Annotated in this window: 13 protein-coding genes and 2 pseudogenes; 11 read left to right on the top strand and 4 right to left on the bottom strand. The window is 59.9% G+C overall.

Annotation, left to right across the window (positions count from 1 at the left end):
* Positions 1-44 precede the first annotated feature (44 nt).
* The 11 genes from RHM61_RS20060 to RHM61_RS20010 all read left to right on the top strand — a co-directional run bounded on the left by RHM61_RS20060 (position 45) and on the right by RHM61_RS20010 (position 15,495).
* Complete coding sequence (locus RHM61_RS20060) at positions 45-6,341, top strand: alpha/beta fold hydrolase (protein ID WP_322249070.1); 6,297 nt, start codon at positions 45-47, stop codon at positions 6,339-6,341.
* Between the two features lie 10 nt (positions 6,342-6,351).
* A complete protein-coding gene (locus RHM61_RS20055) occupies positions 6,352-7,992 on the top strand; it encodes a 4-hydroxyphenylacetate 3-hydroxylase family protein (protein WP_322249069.1) in 1,641 nt (546 codons plus the stop codon).
* Between the two features lies 1 nt (position 7,993).
* The gene (locus RHM61_RS20050) at positions 7,994-9,340 is read left to right on the top strand and encodes an MATE family efflux transporter (protein WP_322249068.1); all 1,347 of its coding nucleotides are present in this window, start codon (positions 7,994-7,996) and stop codon (positions 9,338-9,340) included.
* Between the two features lie 76 nt (positions 9,341-9,416).
* A complete protein-coding gene (locus tag RHM61_RS20045; protein ID WP_322249067.1) occupies positions 9,417-9,863 on the top strand; it encodes a GyrI-like domain-containing protein in 447 nt (148 codons plus the stop codon).
* Between the two features lie 20 nt (positions 9,864-9,883).
* Complete coding sequence (locus RHM61_RS20040; RefSeq protein WP_322249066.1) at positions 9,884-10,534, top strand: DUF6434 domain-containing protein; 651 nt, start codon at positions 9,884-9,886, stop codon at positions 10,532-10,534.
* 35 nt (positions 10,535-10,569) lie between these two features.
* The gene (locus RHM61_RS20035; RefSeq protein ID WP_322249065.1) at positions 10,570-11,334 is read left to right on the top strand and encodes a 4'-phosphopantetheinyl transferase family protein; all 765 of its coding nucleotides are present in this window, start codon (positions 10,570-10,572) and stop codon (positions 11,332-11,334) included.
* A gap of 1 nt (position 11,335) precedes the next feature.
* Positions 11,336-12,139, top strand: coding sequence for a thioesterase II family protein (locus RHM61_RS20030; protein ID WP_322249064.1), 804 nt, complete (start codon positions 11,336-11,338; stop codon positions 12,137-12,139).
* Positions 12,136-12,981 (top strand): ACP S-malonyltransferase, encoded by an 846-nt coding sequence (gene fabD, locus RHM61_RS20025; protein ID WP_322249063.1) that lies wholly within the window; start codon positions 12,136-12,138, stop codon positions 12,979-12,981. The genes RHM61_RS20030 and fabD overlap by 4 nt, the downstream gene beginning before the upstream one ends.
* 12 nt (positions 12,982-12,993) lie before the next feature.
* Positions 12,994-13,662: an iron-containing redox enzyme family protein gene (locus RHM61_RS20020; RefSeq protein WP_322249062.1), complete on the top strand. Its 669-nt coding sequence runs from the start codon at positions 12,994-12,996 to the stop codon at positions 13,660-13,662.
* Positions 13,653-14,102, top strand: a complete 450-nt coding sequence (locus RHM61_RS20015) for a cupin domain-containing protein (RefSeq protein WP_322249061.1) — start codon at positions 13,653-13,655, stop codon at positions 14,100-14,102. Before RHM61_RS20020 ends, RHM61_RS20015 begins: the two co-directional genes overlap by 10 nt.
* A 61-nt stretch (positions 14,103-14,163) precedes the next feature.
* The gene (locus RHM61_RS20010) at positions 14,164-15,495 is read left to right on the top strand and encodes a 3-dehydroquinate synthase II (RefSeq protein WP_322249060.1); all 1,332 of its coding nucleotides are present in this window, start codon (positions 14,164-14,166) and stop codon (positions 15,493-15,495) included.
* Positions 15,496-15,592: 97 nt separating this feature from the next.
* Here the strand turns inward: RHM61_RS20010 and RHM61_RS20005 are convergent.
* The 4 genes and pseudogenes from RHM61_RS20005 to RHM61_RS19995 form a co-directional block, all read right to left on the bottom strand.
* Positions 15,593-15,793: pseudogene (locus RHM61_RS20005) on the bottom strand (hypothetical protein); the annotation flags it as partial.
* Positions 15,794-15,836: 43 nt separating this feature from the next.
* A pseudogene (locus RHM61_RS20300) lies at positions 15,837-15,950 on the bottom strand (VapC toxin family PIN domain ribonuclease); the annotation flags it as partial.
* A gap of 186 nt (positions 15,951-16,136) precedes the next feature.
* Positions 16,137-16,409, bottom strand: coding sequence for an antitoxin (locus RHM61_RS20000; protein ID WP_322249059.1), 273 nt, complete (start codon positions 16,407-16,409; stop codon positions 16,137-16,139).
* A 334-nt stretch (positions 16,410-16,743) separates the two neighbouring features.
* A complete protein-coding gene (locus RHM61_RS19995) occupies positions 16,744-16,899 on the bottom strand; it encodes a hypothetical protein (protein WP_322249058.1) in 156 nt (51 codons plus the stop codon).
* Between the last annotated feature and the right edge of the window lie 263 nt (positions 16,900-17,162).

The raw sequence follows: 17,162 nt of genomic DNA, 5'->3' as shown, positions 1-17,162 counted from the left end.
TAGCGCCTGCACAACGCGGGCAACTTTGATGAACAAGGGATGGTATGGCAATCGGTGATGCAAGCATTAGCGCCACGTGGCAAAAAAAGATAGAGCATCTGGTCGGGCAGGCAATCGCATTGGAGACCAAGCTTGATGAAAAAATGCTCAGAAGCGATACCGCATTCGAGGAATACGGGATTGAGTCGGTAATGGTGGTCGCTATCACACGCCGCCTAGAAGAAACTTTTGGAGAGCTGGCCAAGACGTTGTTTTTCGAGTTCCAGAGCATAGGCGAACTGTCTGCCTACCTAGCCCAGGAATATCCGCAGACCACGACGACGAGCGCACCGGTAACGACGCAGGCTGAGTTGGCTCCCCCTGCAAGTGCCACGCCAGCAATGGCTCTGCAATGGCCGGTGACGGCCTCGTCGGTCGCGCCACCACCGTCTGCCGCCGTACCGGTTGGTGCCGTCGCTCGCGTCGCCGCGCCCGTGCAGGAGGACTATATCGCCATCATCGGTATGAGCGGGCGCTTCCCAATGGCCGACAACATGGAGCAGTTGTGGGGCAATCTGGTTGAAGGCCGCAACTGCATCTCCGAAGTGCCAGAGACATTGTGGAACTGGTGCCAATATTGGACCACTGAGAAGGGCGTGGAAGGCAAGTCCTATACGCGCTGGGGCGGCTTCATGAACGACATCGACAAGTTCGATCCGCTGTTCTTCAACATTTCCAACCTCGAGGCGCAGTCGCTCGATCCGCAGGAGCGCCTGTTCCTGCAAACGGTCTACCATACGATCGAAGATGCCGGCTATGCGCGCGAGCAGCTGTCGGGCAAGAAGATCGGCGTTTATGCCGGCGCGATGTGGGGTCAGTATCAGTTGTATGGCACCGATACTGCCAACGCCGGCTCTTCCTACAGCTCGATCGCCAATCGGGTGTCGTACTACTTCAACTTCATCGGCCCGAGCATCGGACTGGACACGATGTGCTCGTCGTCGCTGACCACGGTGCATCTGGCCTGCGAGAGCCTGAAACGCGGCGAGACCGAGCTGGCCATCGCCGGTGGCGTCAACATCACCGTCCATCCAAACAAATATTTATTCCTCAGCAAAACCGGCTTTGCCTCGACCGAGGGTTTGTGCCGCAGTTACGGCGAGGGCGGCGATGGCTATGTGCCGGGCGACGGCGTTGGCGCGCTGCTGCTCAAACCACTGAGTGCGGCCGAACGCGACGGCGACCGCATCTACGGCATCATTCGCGGTACCGCCATCAATCACGGCGGCAAGGCCAATGCCTATACCGTGCCGAATCCAAAACTACAGACCGCGTTGATCCGGGAGGCGCTGCACACTGCCGGCATCGATCCGCGCACCATTAGCTACATGGAAGGCCACGGCACCGGCACCGCGCTAGGCGATCCGATCGAAGTACGTGCGCTAACCCAGGCCTTTAGCGAACACACCGATGAATTGGGCTTCTGCGCGCTCGGTTCAATCAAGTCGAACATCGGTCACCTGGAATCGGCCGCTGGCTTTGCCGGCATTGCCAAGGTGCTGCTGCAGATGCGTCACCGCCAGCTGGTGCCGTCGATCCATTCCGAGGTACTGAACTCGAACATTGATTTCGCCAAGACGCCGTTCGTTGTGCAGCGCACGCTGGCACCATGGAATCAGATGACGCTGCGGCAGGACGGTCGAGACATCCGCGTTCCGCGCCGTGCCGGCGTCAGCTCGTTCGGCGCAGGCGGTGCCAATGGCCACGTCATCTTGGAAGAATATGTCGCATCGGCCGCGCCGTCGGCGCGCGAGCCGGAAGTGAAACAGCTATTCGTCTTCTCCGCCAAGAACCATGAACAGATGCACGCCGTGGTGCGCCAGTTCCTGGCATCATTCGAACCGGTCGCTGCACCAGTCAAGGCTGCTCGCGCGGTCGACGCGGCGCAACGTGCCGCCGAGGTGATGGCGGTAATGGCTGATGCGCTCGGCGTGTCGGCGCAGTTGCTGGACACCGACGACAATTGGGACGACCTAGCGGTGGACACCGCTGCGGCGGACAGGCTGGCGCAACGTTTAAACCAAGCCTTCGACTGCGCACTGGCTGCTGACGAGGTACTGCAGTCAGCCAATGTCGGCCAACTGAGCGCACGGGTTCGCAGCGGCAGCGCGGCCACGCTCGATAGCTCTGCCTCGGACGCAGAGCGCTTTGAGCGCATTGCCTACACCCTGCAGGTAGGTCGCGAAGCGCTGTCGCGCCGTCTTGCTCTGGAAGCCGATTCCTTCGACATTTTGCGCAGCAAGCTGGAACGCTTCCTAGCCGGTGACGACAGCATTGATGCCTGCTGGACCAGTCCGAAGTACAACCGCGACCGAGTCCAGGCCGACGGGGAACAGGACCGCGAGTTCCTGCGCATGCTGGTGCAAGGCCGCCGCTGGAGCAAGCTGGGACGCCTGTGGTGCCAGGGCGCTACAGTACCCTGGGTGGACGGTTATCGCGGGCTGGGCCTGCGTCGGATCGACCTGCCGCTGTATCCATTTGCCAAGGAACGCTGCTGGGTTCCGACCGCGCCGGCCATTGCCGCTGCGGCCGCACACACCGTCGCCATCGCCAGTCAGGCAAGTCCGACGCTCGACTCCTGCCTTAATCCGCAGCGCAGCATGGGCGGCGCGCTAACCTTCGAGCTGCCGCTGACGGCGGCCGATCTGGACCCACAAGAAGGCGAGCAGCTCGCAAGCAGTTTGCGCGCTGGCCGTGCGCTGGCACTGCTGGGCGCCGCAGCCGACTACTTCCAGGGAGTGCGGACGCTGGCTGACCTGCGCTGGCAGCATCGCGCCACCGGCGCAGCGCCGCAGCAGTTGGCGATGACGATCGGCACCACGGCGCAGGGTCCGGTGGCGCAACTAAGCGGCGCCGAGAACGCCGAACTGGCCTGCGCCGAGCTGCGGCCCGCCAGCGGCGGCAATGGCCCGGTATCGGCCATCACCGACGTGGCGCACTGGTATCGCAACTGCCGGCACAAACTGCCTGGCTTGAGCGTGAAAGGCACCGGTGCCGACAGCTGCTCGCTAAGCGAGCTGGGCTGCGGTGACGATTTTGCGCTGGCCCGTTACACCGTGACCGGCGCTGTACAACAACCGTGGGAAATGGCCGCGCTGCTGGTCAGCGCGGCGATCGAGCTGATCGCCGCAGCCCATCTGCAAGACGGCATCGGTGATTGCGTGCAGTTCCGCGCTGAGCAGTTGCGCCTAGTCGACGTGCCTACGACCGACGGCTATCTGTTCCTGCGCCCGAGTGGGAAAGGTACGTTCGCAGTCGATATGCTCAATGCACAAGGCAGCATCTGCCTGACCTTGCAGGGCATGCGCGCGCAGATTAGCGAGCCGGTGTTCGATCGCATGTTCTACCGCCCGCAGTGGCAGGTGGTGCCGGCCGACGAGTTGGCTCCGCTGGCAATGCCGGCATCGACACCGGAAGGCGCGACGCTGCTGGTCTACCCGGCGGCGGCTGGCTTCGTGGCCACCGCCCTCAAGGCGCGCCTAGGCTCCAATGTCTATGAGATCGTGCTGGACGTCAAGACCGCAGTTTTGTCGGCGCAGTCCTGGAGCGTCGGTCCGGCCGACGCGCAGGCGCTGCCGGCCTGCATCGAGCATATCGGTCAGGTGGGGTCCGTGTACTTCTTGGGCGGAGTGAATCTGAGCCAGTGGCATCCACGCACCAGCAAGGACTTCCGCGACCTGCAAACGGGCAGCGTGACGATGCTGTTGCGTCTGGTGCAGGCGATTGAGAAGGGCAACCAGGCTCGCCGCCAGTGGGCCTTACGCATCGTCACAAATGCGGTGTTCCAAGTTGAAACGGACGACATCATCCAGCCATTCACGGCCGGCCTGGTCGGCTTCGCCAAGGCCCTGCCGAACGAGCTGTCGCACGTCAGCACGCAGCTGCTCGACATAGCCTTGGCTGAAGGCAGCCATGAGATGACACCGGCGCTGCTGGCCGACCTTGATCGCGTCGTCAGCGGTGCCATCGACAACCAGCAACTGGCGCTGCGCGGTGGCAAAGCGTTTCGCCGCAACCTACTGCCGTTGGCACTGCCTGCGGCAACTCAACCGGTGCTGCAGGACATTGGTGTCTACCTGATCATCGGCGGCGCTGGCAACGTCGGTGTACGCATTAGCCAGTACCTGGCCAGCGCCTGTGGCGCCAACATCGCCTGGATCGGCCGCCGTCCGTCCGACGACGAGATTGCAGCCAAGCTGGCGACGGTGTCGGACGATGCGGCGCGGGTGCGCTACTACCCTGCCGATATCTCCGACGACAAGAAACTGTCGAAGGCAATCCAGAAGGCAGAAACGGAGCTGGGACCGATCCGTGCCGTGTTCCACTCGGCCATGACCTTTGCCGGTGGTCGTCTGGCGACGCTGACCGACAGCGAATTCGTTGACGCGCTGCAGGCCAAGACGGTCGGCTCACATACCCTGTACCGCGCACTGCGCGGTCGCGCATTGGACTTTCTGATGTTCTTCTCGTCGGGCGAAACCTTTGTCGGCAACAAGGGCTGGGGTGCCTACACGGTCGCATGCAACTTCCAGGACGCCTTCGCGCTGCATCTGCGCCAGGAAACCGACTGGCCGGTGCATGTTGTCAACTGGGGCTTCTGGGAGGGTAATGACCGCGGCGATCCAGAACTGCTGCGCGCCAAGGGCATCTTCCCCCTAAAAGCGGAACAGGGCGGCGAGGCGATCACCCGCATCGTCGCCGCTAACCTCGGCCAAGCGATGGCTCTGAATGTCAGCGATGTCGTGCTGCAGCGGATGGGCGTCAAGTTACCGCAGCCAGCCATACTCGAAACTGCCGTAGCCGTCAGGCCGACGGTGCCGCTGCCGCTGCCGCAAGTCGCCGTTAGCCCTCAGGCCGAGCAGGTGATCGAACAGATTGCACAAAACAGCAAAGTAGCGCACGTGGATGCAGCACTGACGCTCGACGCGGTGGCACAGAGCGTGCGCGTGATCGTTGCCGATACACTGATGATTGCACGTGAGAAAATCGACATCGATGCCGATCTGAGCGATTTTGGTGTCGATTCGCTGATTGTGGTCAACCTGCACCGAGCCTTGGAAGAGCTGGCTGGCACTCTACCTGCCACCTTGTTCCTGAACTATCAGTCGGTACGCGAAGTGGCCGAGTACCTGATCGCCAACCATGTCGAGCAGGCGGTTCAGTTATTAGGCGGCAAAGTCAGCGATGGGTCCACGACGGCCGCCACTGTTGCTGTAGAGCACTCGTCGGCTGTGGTAACCGCACCGCCAAAACCGCCAGTTGCTACCCAGCGATATCCCGGCGCCAAGCTGCTGCGCACCGTAGCTGGCGTCGACATTGAGGATTTCCTGTTCTCGTACGGCGACCTGTACCGCGACGGCAAGCTGGCGGTGGCAACCGCCGACGCACCAGACAGCGCCGACCTGTGCAGTGCGTCGCCGGACGACCTACAGCATCTGCTGTTCGACGTGCCGTCCTGCCCACAGGTCGAGGTGTTCGTCACCGGCCAGGGCACACCGCTGCTGTTCATGCCGGCGGTCGCTTTGACCATTCCGGTCTGGCTCAAGCAGATCCAGTCGCTGCGCGCGCATTACCGCCTGATCGTGATCCATGCGCCAGGTTACGGCCTGAGCAAGGGTATCCGCGAGTCGACCACAGCAGGCGTGTCGCGCGTCTTCTCCGAAGTGCTGAAGGTGCTACTGACGGACCAGCCAGTGCATCTGGTGTCGTCCTGCTTCGGTTCGATCGCAGCCAGTTACATCGCACGCTTCTATCCGCAGCAGGTAGCCTCGCTAACCATGGTTGGCGGCTTCTACGACGCTCTCGACTTGCCGCCGGTTGCCGGCGACAACCTGTCAATCGATGAAATCATGCAGATGATTAAGGTGGTCTCCGGCTCGCTCAAGATCGACTTCGAAATGGTCGCCGCGCAGTGGGGGGAAGCCGATCCGTTGCGTCTGAACACCGAGCGTATGGGTAATTTGCTGATTGGCAGCCAGTGCGCCAATCCTCTGGTGGCGATGCGCTATCTGAACGAGATGACCACCTTGTCGACACTGGACTGGGTACGCCAGTTGCAGACGCCGGTGCAATTCCTGTTTGGCGATCTCGACACAGTGATCCGCCCTCTGCATTCGCACACCATGCACGAGCAGTTGCCTGGCTCGACGCTGATCGATTTGAGCGGTTCCGGCCACTATCCGTTCTTAACCCACAACGTTCAGTTCGACCAGTTGCTGACGCAGTTCGTACAGCGAGTCGAACAGCAGGACCGTGGTTCTGCCGATGCTGGCTTGGCGCTGGTCGATCATTTCTCAACGTAAGGTTGCTCAAATGAGAACTACTCCGTTTTGCCAACTGGATTACCAACTCGATATGAGACTGGATCACGCCAGCGGCGCCCTGACCGGCCCGGCGTATCTGGACAGTCTCGATGACGCGCGCGAGGTCTGGCTCGATGGCCAGCGCGTGCGCGTCACCGAGCACCCGGCATTTGCCGGGCTGCGCAACGAAATGGCACGCCTGTACGATCTGCAGCACAGCGAGGCTTGCCGCGACGCCATGACAGAGACTGTGGCCGACACCCCTTATCGGGTCAGTCGTTCCTACTCGCTGCCGCATGACGAGCAGCGGTTGGAGGCTAAGTGGGCAAATTCTCACCTGTGGATGAAACACAGTTGGGGCCAATTGCCACGGGTGCCGGACTTCATGGCCAACGTGGTGATTGGCCTGTACGACTACCGCGCCGAATTGGCGGTGGTCGATCCGCAGTTCGGTGCCAATGCGGCTCACTATCACGCCTACTGTAGTCGACACGATCTGAGCATCACCCACGCGATCGGCGACCCACAGATTGACCGCTCGTCGGGTCCGCTCGAGAGCGCCGATTTGGCCTTGCGGGTGGTCAAGGAGACGCCGGAAGGCGTAGTGATTCGCGGCGCCAAGCAACTGGCCACGATGGCGCCGTTCGCCCATGAGGTGCTGATCTACATGTCGCCGACCTTCGCCATGCGCGACAAACCTGAATTCGTGATCTGGTGCGCGCTGCCGATGCAAACGCCCGGCCTGCGCATCATGTGCAGGGAGGCGCTGGCGCGACCCGAGAACAGCTTCTCCCATCCGTTCGCCAGCCGCTATGACGAGCAAGACGCGATGCTGTTTTTCGACGACGTTTTTGTGCCGCGCAACCGCATCTTCCTGCTCAACGACAGCAAGACCGCGTTCGATGGGTTCCGCCGCCTCAATGCTTGGTCGCTGTACGTCGGTCAGATCCGCTTCTATCATCGCATGCGCACCCATCTGGCGGTGGCGGCGATGGTATGTGAGGCCATCGGCGTGAGCGACTTCCGCGAGGTGCAGGGCAAGCTGGGCGAGTTGACCACTTATGTTGAGATGGCGCGTCTGGCTCTGCTCGGCATGCAGCGGGAGTGCTCACGCACTGCTGGCGGTATGCTGGCGCCGAGCTCGACACTGGGACCGGATACCTTTGCGGCTCAGTTCGGTACCCGCGCCAGCGAAATTCTGCGCGAGCTGGGGGCTTCGGGTTTGCTGATGCAACCGAGCGAGGCCGACCTAGCCAACCCAGAACTGCGGCCGCTGCTGGAACGCTATATGCGCGGTAAGGACATCGATGTAAATCGCAAGTCGCGCCTGTTCCGCATGGCCTGGGACCTGACCTGCGACAGCTACGGCATGCGCCAAGAATTGTACGAAAAATGGAATCGCGGCGATCTGGCGCGCAACCGCATCGCCCTGTTTAAGCAGTTCGATCGCAGCGAGCTCGGCCAGCGCATTCTCGACGCGATTGCTGATCCGGAGGCACCGGCAGTGCCGCCGGCGCAGGCCAGTCCGATGGACCCGACGCGGGCAATTCCGTTCACCGCTGCGCAGATCCAGATCGGACACCAACAACGCCCGGTCCACGTCGTCGCCGACGTCGGCCCCGCTGACCTCTCATCCAATAAAGGAAAATAGCATGACTAATCAGCAAAAATCGTCTTCCAACCAGCAGCAGCATCTGCCACCGGTCTGGGCCATCGTAATACCAGTGTTCATCGAACTGCTGCTGACATTTTCGGTCTTTTTCTCAGACTCGTTCTTCCTTAGCCGTATTTCTGACAAAGTGGCGGCCAGCGTCGGCACCGTGATTCCATTGTTCATGATGTGCGTGCTGGTGTTCATGATGATGGCCCAAGGCGCCAGCAATGTGGCTGGCCAGTTCCTCGGCGCCAGGCAAAACGGCGAAGTGGCGCGGGTCTATTGCGCCGCCTTGCTGATCAATCTGTTGCTCGGCGCTGCTGCCGCGCTGACGCTTGGCCTGGGCGCCAGTCCAATCGCCGCCGCGCTTGGACTGGAAGGCAGCGCGCAAGGGAATGCGGCCGATTTCATGCGCGATATTGCACCGGCGCTGCTGCTGATCAGTGTGAAGTACGCCTTGGCCTGCGCCTTCGTATCGCATGGCAAAACGGTATGGAATATGTTCGGCGGGCTGATCGCCATTGCCGTCAATATTGTGCTCAACGTGGCATTTCAGCGCATGCAGATGGGTATCTTCGGCGTCGCGCTGGCCACCATTCTGGCGCAGGTGGCGGTGATCGCGTTTTACGTGGTGATCGTGACCGGCGTCATGCGGGTGCGCTATAACTGGACGGCCTTCCTGCGTGACGTGGCGACGCCGGTACGCACGGTGCTGCGGATCGGTGTGCCGTCGGTGATCCAGCCGGTTTCCTCCGAAGTGGCGATGCTGGTCATCTCGGCGGCTGCGGTGCGCCTCGGCACCGAGGCAATGGCGGCGCGGGTCTACGTGATGAACCTAGCCACGGTAGCGATCTGCTGGGCCGCAGCCGTATCGATCGGCAATCAGGTGCTGGTAGCGATCTTGGTCGGCGCCCGCCAGCCTCAGGCGGCCGACGCCGTGCTGCGCAAGAATCTGAAAATCGCCATTGCAGGTAGCCTGATCATTGCAGTGATGCTGCGTCTGTTCGGATCGCAGCTGATCGGCATCTTCACTCAGGATCCAAAAGTACTGGCCATCAGCCTCGATCTGCTGGCAGTGGGGATCGTACTGGAAGCTGCCCGTTCCTTCGGCACCTTGTCCAGCTTTGCGCTGAAGGCCGCAGGCGACGCTAATTTCCCGGCCATGGTCGGCGTCGGGGTGACCTGGTTGGTGGCGGTACCTCTCGCGCTGTATCTGTGTTTGTATGCCGGCGTCGGCATGGCAGGTCTGTGGGTCGGCTTGGTGGTCGACGAGGGTCTGCGCGGCATGATCAATTACTTGCGCTGGAATTCCGGTGTCTGGCAAGCCAAATCAGTGATCGCCTGAGGCGGCGTCGCGACCCCGACATTGCTAATACTACCCACACTACATTACTTTTAATCATCAATTGGAGAAACTCAAGATGGAACAAATGACATACGAATTGGTCTCGCTGGAACCTATAACGATTGCTGGCATCAGCCTGCGTACCAACAATAGTGGGGCCGGCATGGAGAAAATCCAGCAGCACTGGGGCAATTTTTTTCAGCAGGACGTGCTGGGCAAGATCGATGGCAAGCAGGAGTCGGCGATCTGCGAAGCCTATTTCGACTACGAAAGCGACGCCAACGGTGCCTACACGCTGATGCTGGGCAGTCGGATCGAGCCGTCGGCGAAACCGGTCGCCGGTTTACAGACCTGCACCCTGCCGGCGGCGAACTACGCCAAGTTCCATATCAATAATCCGCAGGCGATCCGCAGCGCTTGGCAGCATATCTGGAGCCGCGACGATCTGGTGCGCAGCTATAGCGGCGATTTTGAAGTGATTGGTGAAGATGGCGCGGACATCTATGTGGCTGTGAGGCAGTGATGCGGCCTACACAACAGCCTGTGCGTAAAAAGACCGGTATGCTCAAAGTCCATCCGGACCGCCCCGCGCTGGAGATAGGCATGGTGCCGGAGGCGCTCGACCAGTTCTATTGGTATATGGAGGAACTGGTCGCCTTTTGCCGCGCGGCCGGACTGGCCACGGCCGGGCACAAGCACGAGGTGATCGAGCGGGTGCGCCGACAGTTGCAGCATCGCGCGCAGCCGGATCTGTGCAAGGTGGCGGTGGTGGCGCGCAAAAAAACCGGTGAGGTCGTCGTGCGCAAATTCGGACTGGATGAGCCGATCGGCCCCAACTACAAGTGCGACGCTGAAACGCGTGCCTTCTTCGAGTCCGTGATCGGTCCGCACTTTCATTTCACCGCGCATTTGCAGCGCTTTCGCAGGGCGCGTGCGGAGCAAGCTCTGACGTACGGCGACCTGGCGCGCGAGTGGGTGGAGGAGTTGGAGCGTCGCAAGGACAAGAGCTACACCCCGACCATCATGCACACATGGGAATACAACACCTTTGTCAGGGACTATATGCGCGACAAGCAGCGTAACGCGGGCAAGACAATGAAGGACGCCGCCGCAGCGTGGAATGCGGTGCGGCAGTCGTGTGGACCGCGCGATTACGCCAGCAGCATCGCATGCGCCGCGCCGCCGCCAGGGTAGCGTGCGCTCAAGATATTTGGCAGTAAGGAAAAGCAATGATGGATGCGCAAGTCAATCGGGCTAGCGGCGTTGTCGCCGTCCGTCCGGGCGCGCTGCCGGACGGTGAATTACATGTTTGGCAGGTGCGACTCGACGACGAGCTGGTGCGTGCCGAGGATTGCCTGGACGTGATTGACCACACCGAGCGTGAACGCGCCGAGCGTTTTGCCTTTCCGCACCTGCGGCGGCGCTACCTTGCGGCGCACGCCGCGCTGCGTGGCGTTCTGGGGCATGTGCTGGGTCAGGCATCGTGCCGGATCGAACTGAGTATCGACGCCAACGGCAAGCCTAGGCTGGCGCAGAGCGGCTTGCCGCTGTTTTTTAATCTGTCGCACTCAGGCGACTTGGCGCTCGTCGCGCTGTCGACTCAAGCTGACGTTGGCGTCGATATCGAGCAGTGTAGGCCGATGCCGCAGTTGCTGGCGCTGGTGGAACGCCATTTCAGCCGGATTGAACAGGATGCCTTCTGGGGGCTGGGCGAGCCACAGCAACTGGCAGGATTCTATCGTTGGTGGACCTGCAAGGAGGCCTGTTTGAAAGCGACGGGACTGGGGCTGCGCTACCCGTTGGATGGGTTCAGCATCGAGTTCCGCCCCGGTCATGCGACGCGCGTGATGGAGGCGAGCGTGCCCTTGCAGGGCTTGCATCTGCAGTCGCTGGCATTGCAGCAACTTGGCTGGTGCGGCGCGGTGGCACTGGCCAGCCCAAGCGCACCAGCGCTGGTGATGCGGCGCTGGTCATGGAATGGATGGAGATTTTGATATGTTGGAGTTGAATGTCGTAGTACCGGGCGTAGTAGCGCGTCCGCACATTGCCAAGTCGCCCTGGATAGGCGCGCAGACGCAGGCACCGCAAGCGCGCTTGAAGCTGATCGCCTTTCACCATGCAGGCGGCAATGCCGGCTTCTTTCAGCCTTGGGTGAAATATTTTCAAGGGCTGGACTGGGTTGAATTTGTCGCGATCCAGCTGCCGGGGCGCGGCCGGCGCCTGTCGGAACCCCCGCTGCACGATTTACCGGCGCTGCTGCAAGCAGTCGAACAGGGTGTGGCACCCTTGCTCGACCGTCCGTATGTGCTGTTCGGTTTTAGCATGGGTGCCATCATGGCGTTCGAGCTGGCGTTGCGCCGCCAGCAGCAGGGCCTGCGCGCGCCGTCGGCGCTGATCCTGGCCGCGCGCGGGGTGCCGCGCACGGCAGCTCTGACCCGCGGTGCCTTCTCGCGCGAGAAGATCGTGCGCGAATTGCAGCGTCTTGGCGGCACCGACCCGGCACTGATCGAAGACGGTCCGTTCATGGATGTGTTCATGGGCACGTTCCAAGCCGATTTTGCCGTGGTCGATGCGCATTTCTGCGACCGGCCGCAACTTCTGCAATGTCCGCTGCATGTCTGGGGCGGGGCTGACGATCCGGAAGTGTCGATCGAACGGATTTACCGCTGGGATACGTTTGCCGGCCGCAGTTTTGTCGGCCGCCTGTTCCCCGGCGACCATTTTTTCTTGAAGACTGCCCAAGCGGCGGTATTTGACAACTTGCTCCGTATTCTAGATACGGTTAGGAGATCGCAATGATTACGTTCATGTTTCCTGGACAGGGAGCGCAGCACAAGGGAATGGGACGCGAGGTGTTCGATCTGTTCCCCAACGAGATGAAACAGGCCAAAGCCATTCTGGGCTATGAACTCAAGGATCTGTGCGAGCAGGCCGGTCCGCGTCTGAACGATACCGCCTATACCCAGCCAGCGCTGTACACAGTCAATGCGCTGATGCAGATGGACATTGCACGCCGCAGTGGCGTGCGGCCGGACTATGTAATCGGTCACAGTCTGGGGGAATACAACGCCCTGTTGAGCGCTGGCGTGTTTGATTTTCAGACCGGACTAGATCTGGTGAAGAAACGTGGCGAGCTGATGGCGCGTGAAAACGGCAAGGGCAGCATGATCGCCGTGCTCGACCCCGACCGTGCAGTGCTCGAGGCTATCGCGGCCGAACTGGGCGACGATTTTTGCATCGCCAACGACAACGCGCCGAGCCAGTTAGTGTGCGCCGGTTCGATGGCGGCAGTCGACGCGGCCAGCAAGAAGATCGCCGCACTGAACGCAGGTAAGGTGATACCGCTCAAGGTCAGCGGTGCCTTTCACACCCGTTTCATGGCCGACGCGGCAGAGCAGTTCCTGCAGTACTGCCGGCAGTGTTCGTTCAAGCCACCGCAGCTACCGGTGATCTCGAACCAGTCGGCCCGGCCGCACGGCGACACCGGCTGGGCCGAGAAACTGGCGAAGCATCTGACCAGTCCAGTGCAATGGCGCCAGAGCCTGTCCTATCTGGCGCAGCGCGGACCGATGCTGTTCCAGGAAGTGGGACCAGGCACGCTCCTGACCGGCCTAGCCAAAAACAATCTACACACTAATTAAAAAAGGGAAATCATGTATCAACGTGTCACCGAAGACTATATTGAACGCCTGCGCAGCCACCCATTCATCCAGCGCTGCCGCAACGGCACGATCACGCGTCACGAGCTGAACGTCTTTGTGGCGCAACACGCGAAATACAGCGCCTACTTCACGCGCTACCTGTGCGCGCTGATCGCCAATCTGCACGATCCGGACGACGTGCTGCGCTTGGCGGAAAACCTTTCCGAAGAACTCGGTTTCGGCGAGAAATCGGGCGAGCCGCATGCGCGTATCTTTGCGCGTATGGTCGACGACTTCGGCATCGATCTGCGGCAAATCCAGATGTTTCCAGAAACGGAGCAGCTGATCGCCACTACCTTCCACTACTGCAAGCAGCAAAACCCGGCGTATGGACTGGGCGCGTTGTGCCTGGGTGCCGAGGCGATAGTGCCGCCGCTGTATAGCGACATCATCAGCGGCTTCGTCGCCAATGGCATTGGGGCCGAGCAGCTGCGTTTCTTCCAGATCCACGTCGAGTGCGACGACGACCATGCCGACACTATGCGCGCCATCCTGGCTCGTCTACAGCAGGACAATCCCGAGCAGGCCGAACGGATCATGGAGGGTGCGCAGGCAATGATCGAGGCGCGCCTTACGTTCTTCAACGGCGTACTGAAAGGAGCGCAGCAGTTATGTCATTGACCAGCCATTCGTCGGCTGACTTCGGCCGTGTTCCGTCCGAGTTGAGCGTGGATTTGCCGCAGCGTCTGATCCATACTAACGTGACCGGAAATCTCAATCAGGACGAGCAGGCCTTCTCGCACGACCGAAAGCACCAAGTCAATATTGTTGACCTGCCGTCGCGTGTGATCAGCATGACGGTGGGAGGCCTGGAGCCCGGCCAAAGCACGCGGCGCCACCGTCATAATTACGAAACCCTGATCTATGTGCTCGAGGGCAGCGGCATGTCCATCATCGGCGGGAGCGAGGTAAGGTGGCAGCGTGGCGACGCTTTTTATGTACCCGTGTGGGCATGGCATGAGCACATCAACGTGAGCGTCAGCGACAAGGCCAGTTATCTGGCGTGCGAAAACGCGCCGCATCTGCAAAACCTCGGCATTGCACTGCGCGAAGAAGCCTGAGACAGGCGGCGTCAGTGCCGCTCAGAGACAGGTGTATACATCCTTTTTGAGAACGTTAGACATGTTAGATTTAGCAGAACACACTACTTCATCCCTAACTCCTGAAATGGTCGAGCTAGCCACGCCGCAGCCAACAGCCCCGGCAGAAGTGGCGTCTGCCGCGCTCGGTGCCGGCGAAACGCAGTGGTGGTTCGACGCACGACAGTTGGCTAGCAAGGAAATTCTGCCAGCAGTGGAAGAGAGCAATTGCACCCATATTGTGCTCGACCATGCGCAGCACCGCTCTTTCATCAGCGCCAAGCGCAAGGTGGTGGCTATTGACAGTGCGGCCCAAATGAAGGACTTGGAGCCAGGCGCCTGGGTATTGACCAGGGACGAGGCGATCCGCCTGAAGGCGGTGGCCTTGGGACACAAGGCCGGGCTGTTCATCGATGTGATGAATCTAGAGACGGAGTTCCCCCATTGCATCGCCGTATGTGAGCGAGGCGACGATTTCGTTGTGATCGACATTGAACACGCGACCTATATTCCCTATGAACTGCTGCTGGCAAAGACAGAGGGCAAAGCCACCATGATTTTGCGTAACGTCCCGATTAAGGGACTCGATGGCGTGGTCGACGACGTCAACCAATCGCTGAATGCGTTCGCGACGATGGAACACGGCATCGGCGTGTTGATGCGCACTGAACAACCGGAAGTCATTGCCAACCTGACGCGCGGCCTGGCGCGTCGCCAGGATAGCCATCTGACGCTAGTGAAAGCCCGGGTCGAGCAAGTTCAGCACACTGGCATTGGGCACCGTGTTTGCGTCGATACGACCTCGCTGATGACGGCGGAGGAAGGCATGATCGTCGGTTCGACCGGCTGGGGTGGTCTGTTCGTCTGTTCAGAAACCCACTATCTGCCGCATATGAACTTGCGTGAATTCCGCGTCAATGCCGGTGGTGTGCACTCTTATATATGGGGGCCGAACGACAATGTGATGTATCTGAGTGAAATGGAGGGCGGTGCCGAGGTGCTGTGTGTCGATCTGTATGGTCAATGCCGCGTCATCACGGTGGGCCGAGCCAAGATCGAGCGTCGGCCCTTGCTTAAGATACGCTGCAGCGTCGCGCTCGACGATGTTTCGCTCGAACTGAGACGCGCAGTCGAACTGGCCAATGCGGCGCAGATTGAGGTAACGCCGACCAACGAGGCTGCGCCGCTGGAGGATCCGAACCGGATTTATCTGAACACATTCTTGCAAAACGACTGGCATGTTCGGCTGATGGGGGGCGATGGAAAAGTACGGCATGCAACGTTGCTGCAGCCTGGCGATGTACTACTGGCTCATGTTGCGTTGCCGGGGAGGCATACTGGTCTCAAGGTGGCGGAGCATATTATCGAAAAATAGATGGTAAAGTGGCCCCCTAAGTCCAGACAATTATCCAAAGAGTTTAAGATAGTGCCTGTTTCTGCCACAGCTGCGCGGCGCTGCCCCGTTATTCGCACTACATCATTACCGTGCTTTTCTTTTCTAGCATTTTTGAATCAGGCAGTTCAGTACCAAATTTGTTTACGATCTTGGCACCGCCGCCCACGCCTGAGCTATACACCGTTTCTGGTGTTTGATAACCCAATGATTGATGTTTACGTTCAGCGTTGTAGAACATAAAATAGTTCGCCAAGCCGATCACCAATTCCGGCATACTTTCATCACAGAGGGATCTCTCCGGCCCGTTACCTGAAAATTGATTACCTTTCCAGCCAGTTTTCTACCTTAAGACCACGGATGCGGCTGAATTCGCGCGTGTTGTCCGTCACGAGTGTCAGGCCGAGCGCACACGCTTGTGCTGCGATCAGCAGATCCCCTCTGTGTCAGGATAGTTGGTAAGTTGCCGATTTCGGCATTTTCCAACTATTACGGCGGCAGGATTGATACATGTCTCGCATACCAAATCTGCTTCGGTCCGACCTGCTCAATGTGACGTGCGGCAGGTCCGTCCGAGTGGCGTATCATATCGCTGATGATGTTCGTGTCCAGCAGATAAGCACTCAAAATATGTCCTCAGGCTGGGTGGGCATGTCCTCAATGGTCGGGAACTGATCGTCTGGTCCAAGCGGCACTTCCTTCCTCCACTCGGCCAGCAGTTCGACGATGTTTGTTGGTCGTGTCACCGGTTCGATGATGAGTTTGCTACCTTCGCGGTGGATCATTACACGATCCCCCGGTAACTCGAACTCTACGGGAATTCGCACCGCTTGGCTGCGGTTGTTGCGAAACAGCTTGGCCTCCTTGGGCCTCGATGGTATCGACAGGGTAGGCATGGTATTACTCTTCAATGTATATGCAAAATTGTATGTGCCAGAATATGCTATGTCAATCGTGCGAGACAGTGTGTTAATTCACGCCATTTTTGGGATGTCTACACCCCGGCAAGCCGCCACAAACAGACAAGTTTTTGCGTATCGCGAGGATTGTTTTGTCAATTCTGGTATGGAATCGATTGGTGGCCTACAGATTAACGAGACGGATACTGAGATAGGGATATGTGCGCGACCTCGCAAGCTTCAAACAAGCGCGCACCTTGGTCGCACGCGACACGAATCGGCACGATCAATTTCTGTCGGTCGCTCAACACAGCCGTTCGTCCTCGCCCTGTCAGTTCATGTCACATTCATCACCGCAGGCAAGCCGCACTCGGCGATAGTCCACCGGTTCATCCGCATCGATCTTGAGCAGCACGCGGATGGCTGCATCGGTGGGCTTGTGGGTAGTCTGATCGCGTAGGGCCCGGATGCGGGGGGCGCCAGCCATCTTATGGTCCGCACACCAGTTTTGCAGGGTGACGGTAGCGCTCGGGTTGCTGAGCAGGGTGACGTTGAGGGTTTGTAGCAGAGCAAGTGCTTTGAGGCGGGTAGTTGCGCCATCTTGCCAGCCTGCCAGAGTATGTTGGTCTGCCTGTACGGAGCCGTGCTACAACAGTGCGACCAGCAGCAGTATGCCGACCTTCATGTTTTCCTTCGCTTTCCCGATTTTTGTGGCCGGATTGTAATATCAGTAAGAGTGAATGCAACTTA

Origin of the sequence: Undibacterium sp. CCC3.4, from assembly GCF_034347425.1 — a bacterium.
Taxonomy (GTDB): Bacteria; Pseudomonadota; Gammaproteobacteria; order Burkholderiales; family Burkholderiaceae_D; genus Undibacterium.
This window is presented reverse-complemented; position numbering and strand designations above follow the sequence as displayed.

What these genes read in the sequence shown, in the direction of transcription:
- RHM61_RS20060 (WP_322249070.1), top strand. Translation starts at nt 45, where the DNA reads ATGGCAATCGGTGATGCAAGCATTAGCGCCACGTGGCAAAAAAAGATA.
- RHM61_RS20055 (WP_322249069.1), top strand. Translation starts at nt 6,352, where the DNA reads ATGAGAACTACTCCGTTTTGCCAACTGGATTACCAACTCGATATGAGA.
- RHM61_RS20050 (WP_322249068.1), top strand. Translation starts at nt 7,994, where the DNA reads ATGACTAATCAGCAAAAATCGTCTTCCAACCAGCAGCAGCATCTGCCA.
- RHM61_RS20045 (WP_322249067.1), top strand. Translation starts at nt 9,417, where the DNA reads ATGGAACAAATGACATACGAATTGGTCTCGCTGGAACCTATAACGATT.
- RHM61_RS20035 (WP_322249065.1), top strand. Translation starts at nt 10,570, where the DNA reads ATGATGGATGCGCAAGTCAATCGGGCTAGCGGCGTTGTCGCCGTCCGT.
- RHM61_RS20030 (WP_322249064.1), top strand. Translation starts at nt 11,336, where the DNA reads ATGTTGGAGTTGAATGTCGTAGTACCGGGCGTAGTAGCGCGTCCGCAC.
- fabD (WP_322249063.1), top strand. Translation starts at nt 12,136, where the DNA reads ATGATTACGTTCATGTTTCCTGGACAGGGAGCGCAGCACAAGGGAATG.
- RHM61_RS20020 (WP_322249062.1), top strand. Translation starts at nt 12,994, where the DNA reads ATGTATCAACGTGTCACCGAAGACTATATTGAACGCCTGCGCAGCCAC.
- RHM61_RS20015 (WP_322249061.1), top strand. Translation starts at nt 13,653, where the DNA reads ATGTCATTGACCAGCCATTCGTCGGCTGACTTCGGCCGTGTTCCGTCC.
- RHM61_RS20010 (WP_322249060.1), top strand. Translation starts at nt 14,164, where the DNA reads ATGTTAGATTTAGCAGAACACACTACTTCATCCCTAACTCCTGAAATG.
- RHM61_RS20000 (WP_322249059.1), bottom strand. Translation starts at nt 16,409, where the DNA reads ATGCCTACCCTGTCGATACCATCGAGGCCCAAGGAGGCCAAGCTGTTT.
- RHM61_RS19995 (WP_322249058.1), bottom strand. Translation starts at nt 16,899, where the DNA reads ATGGCTGGCGCCCCCCGCATCCGGGCCCTACGCGATCAGACTACCCAC.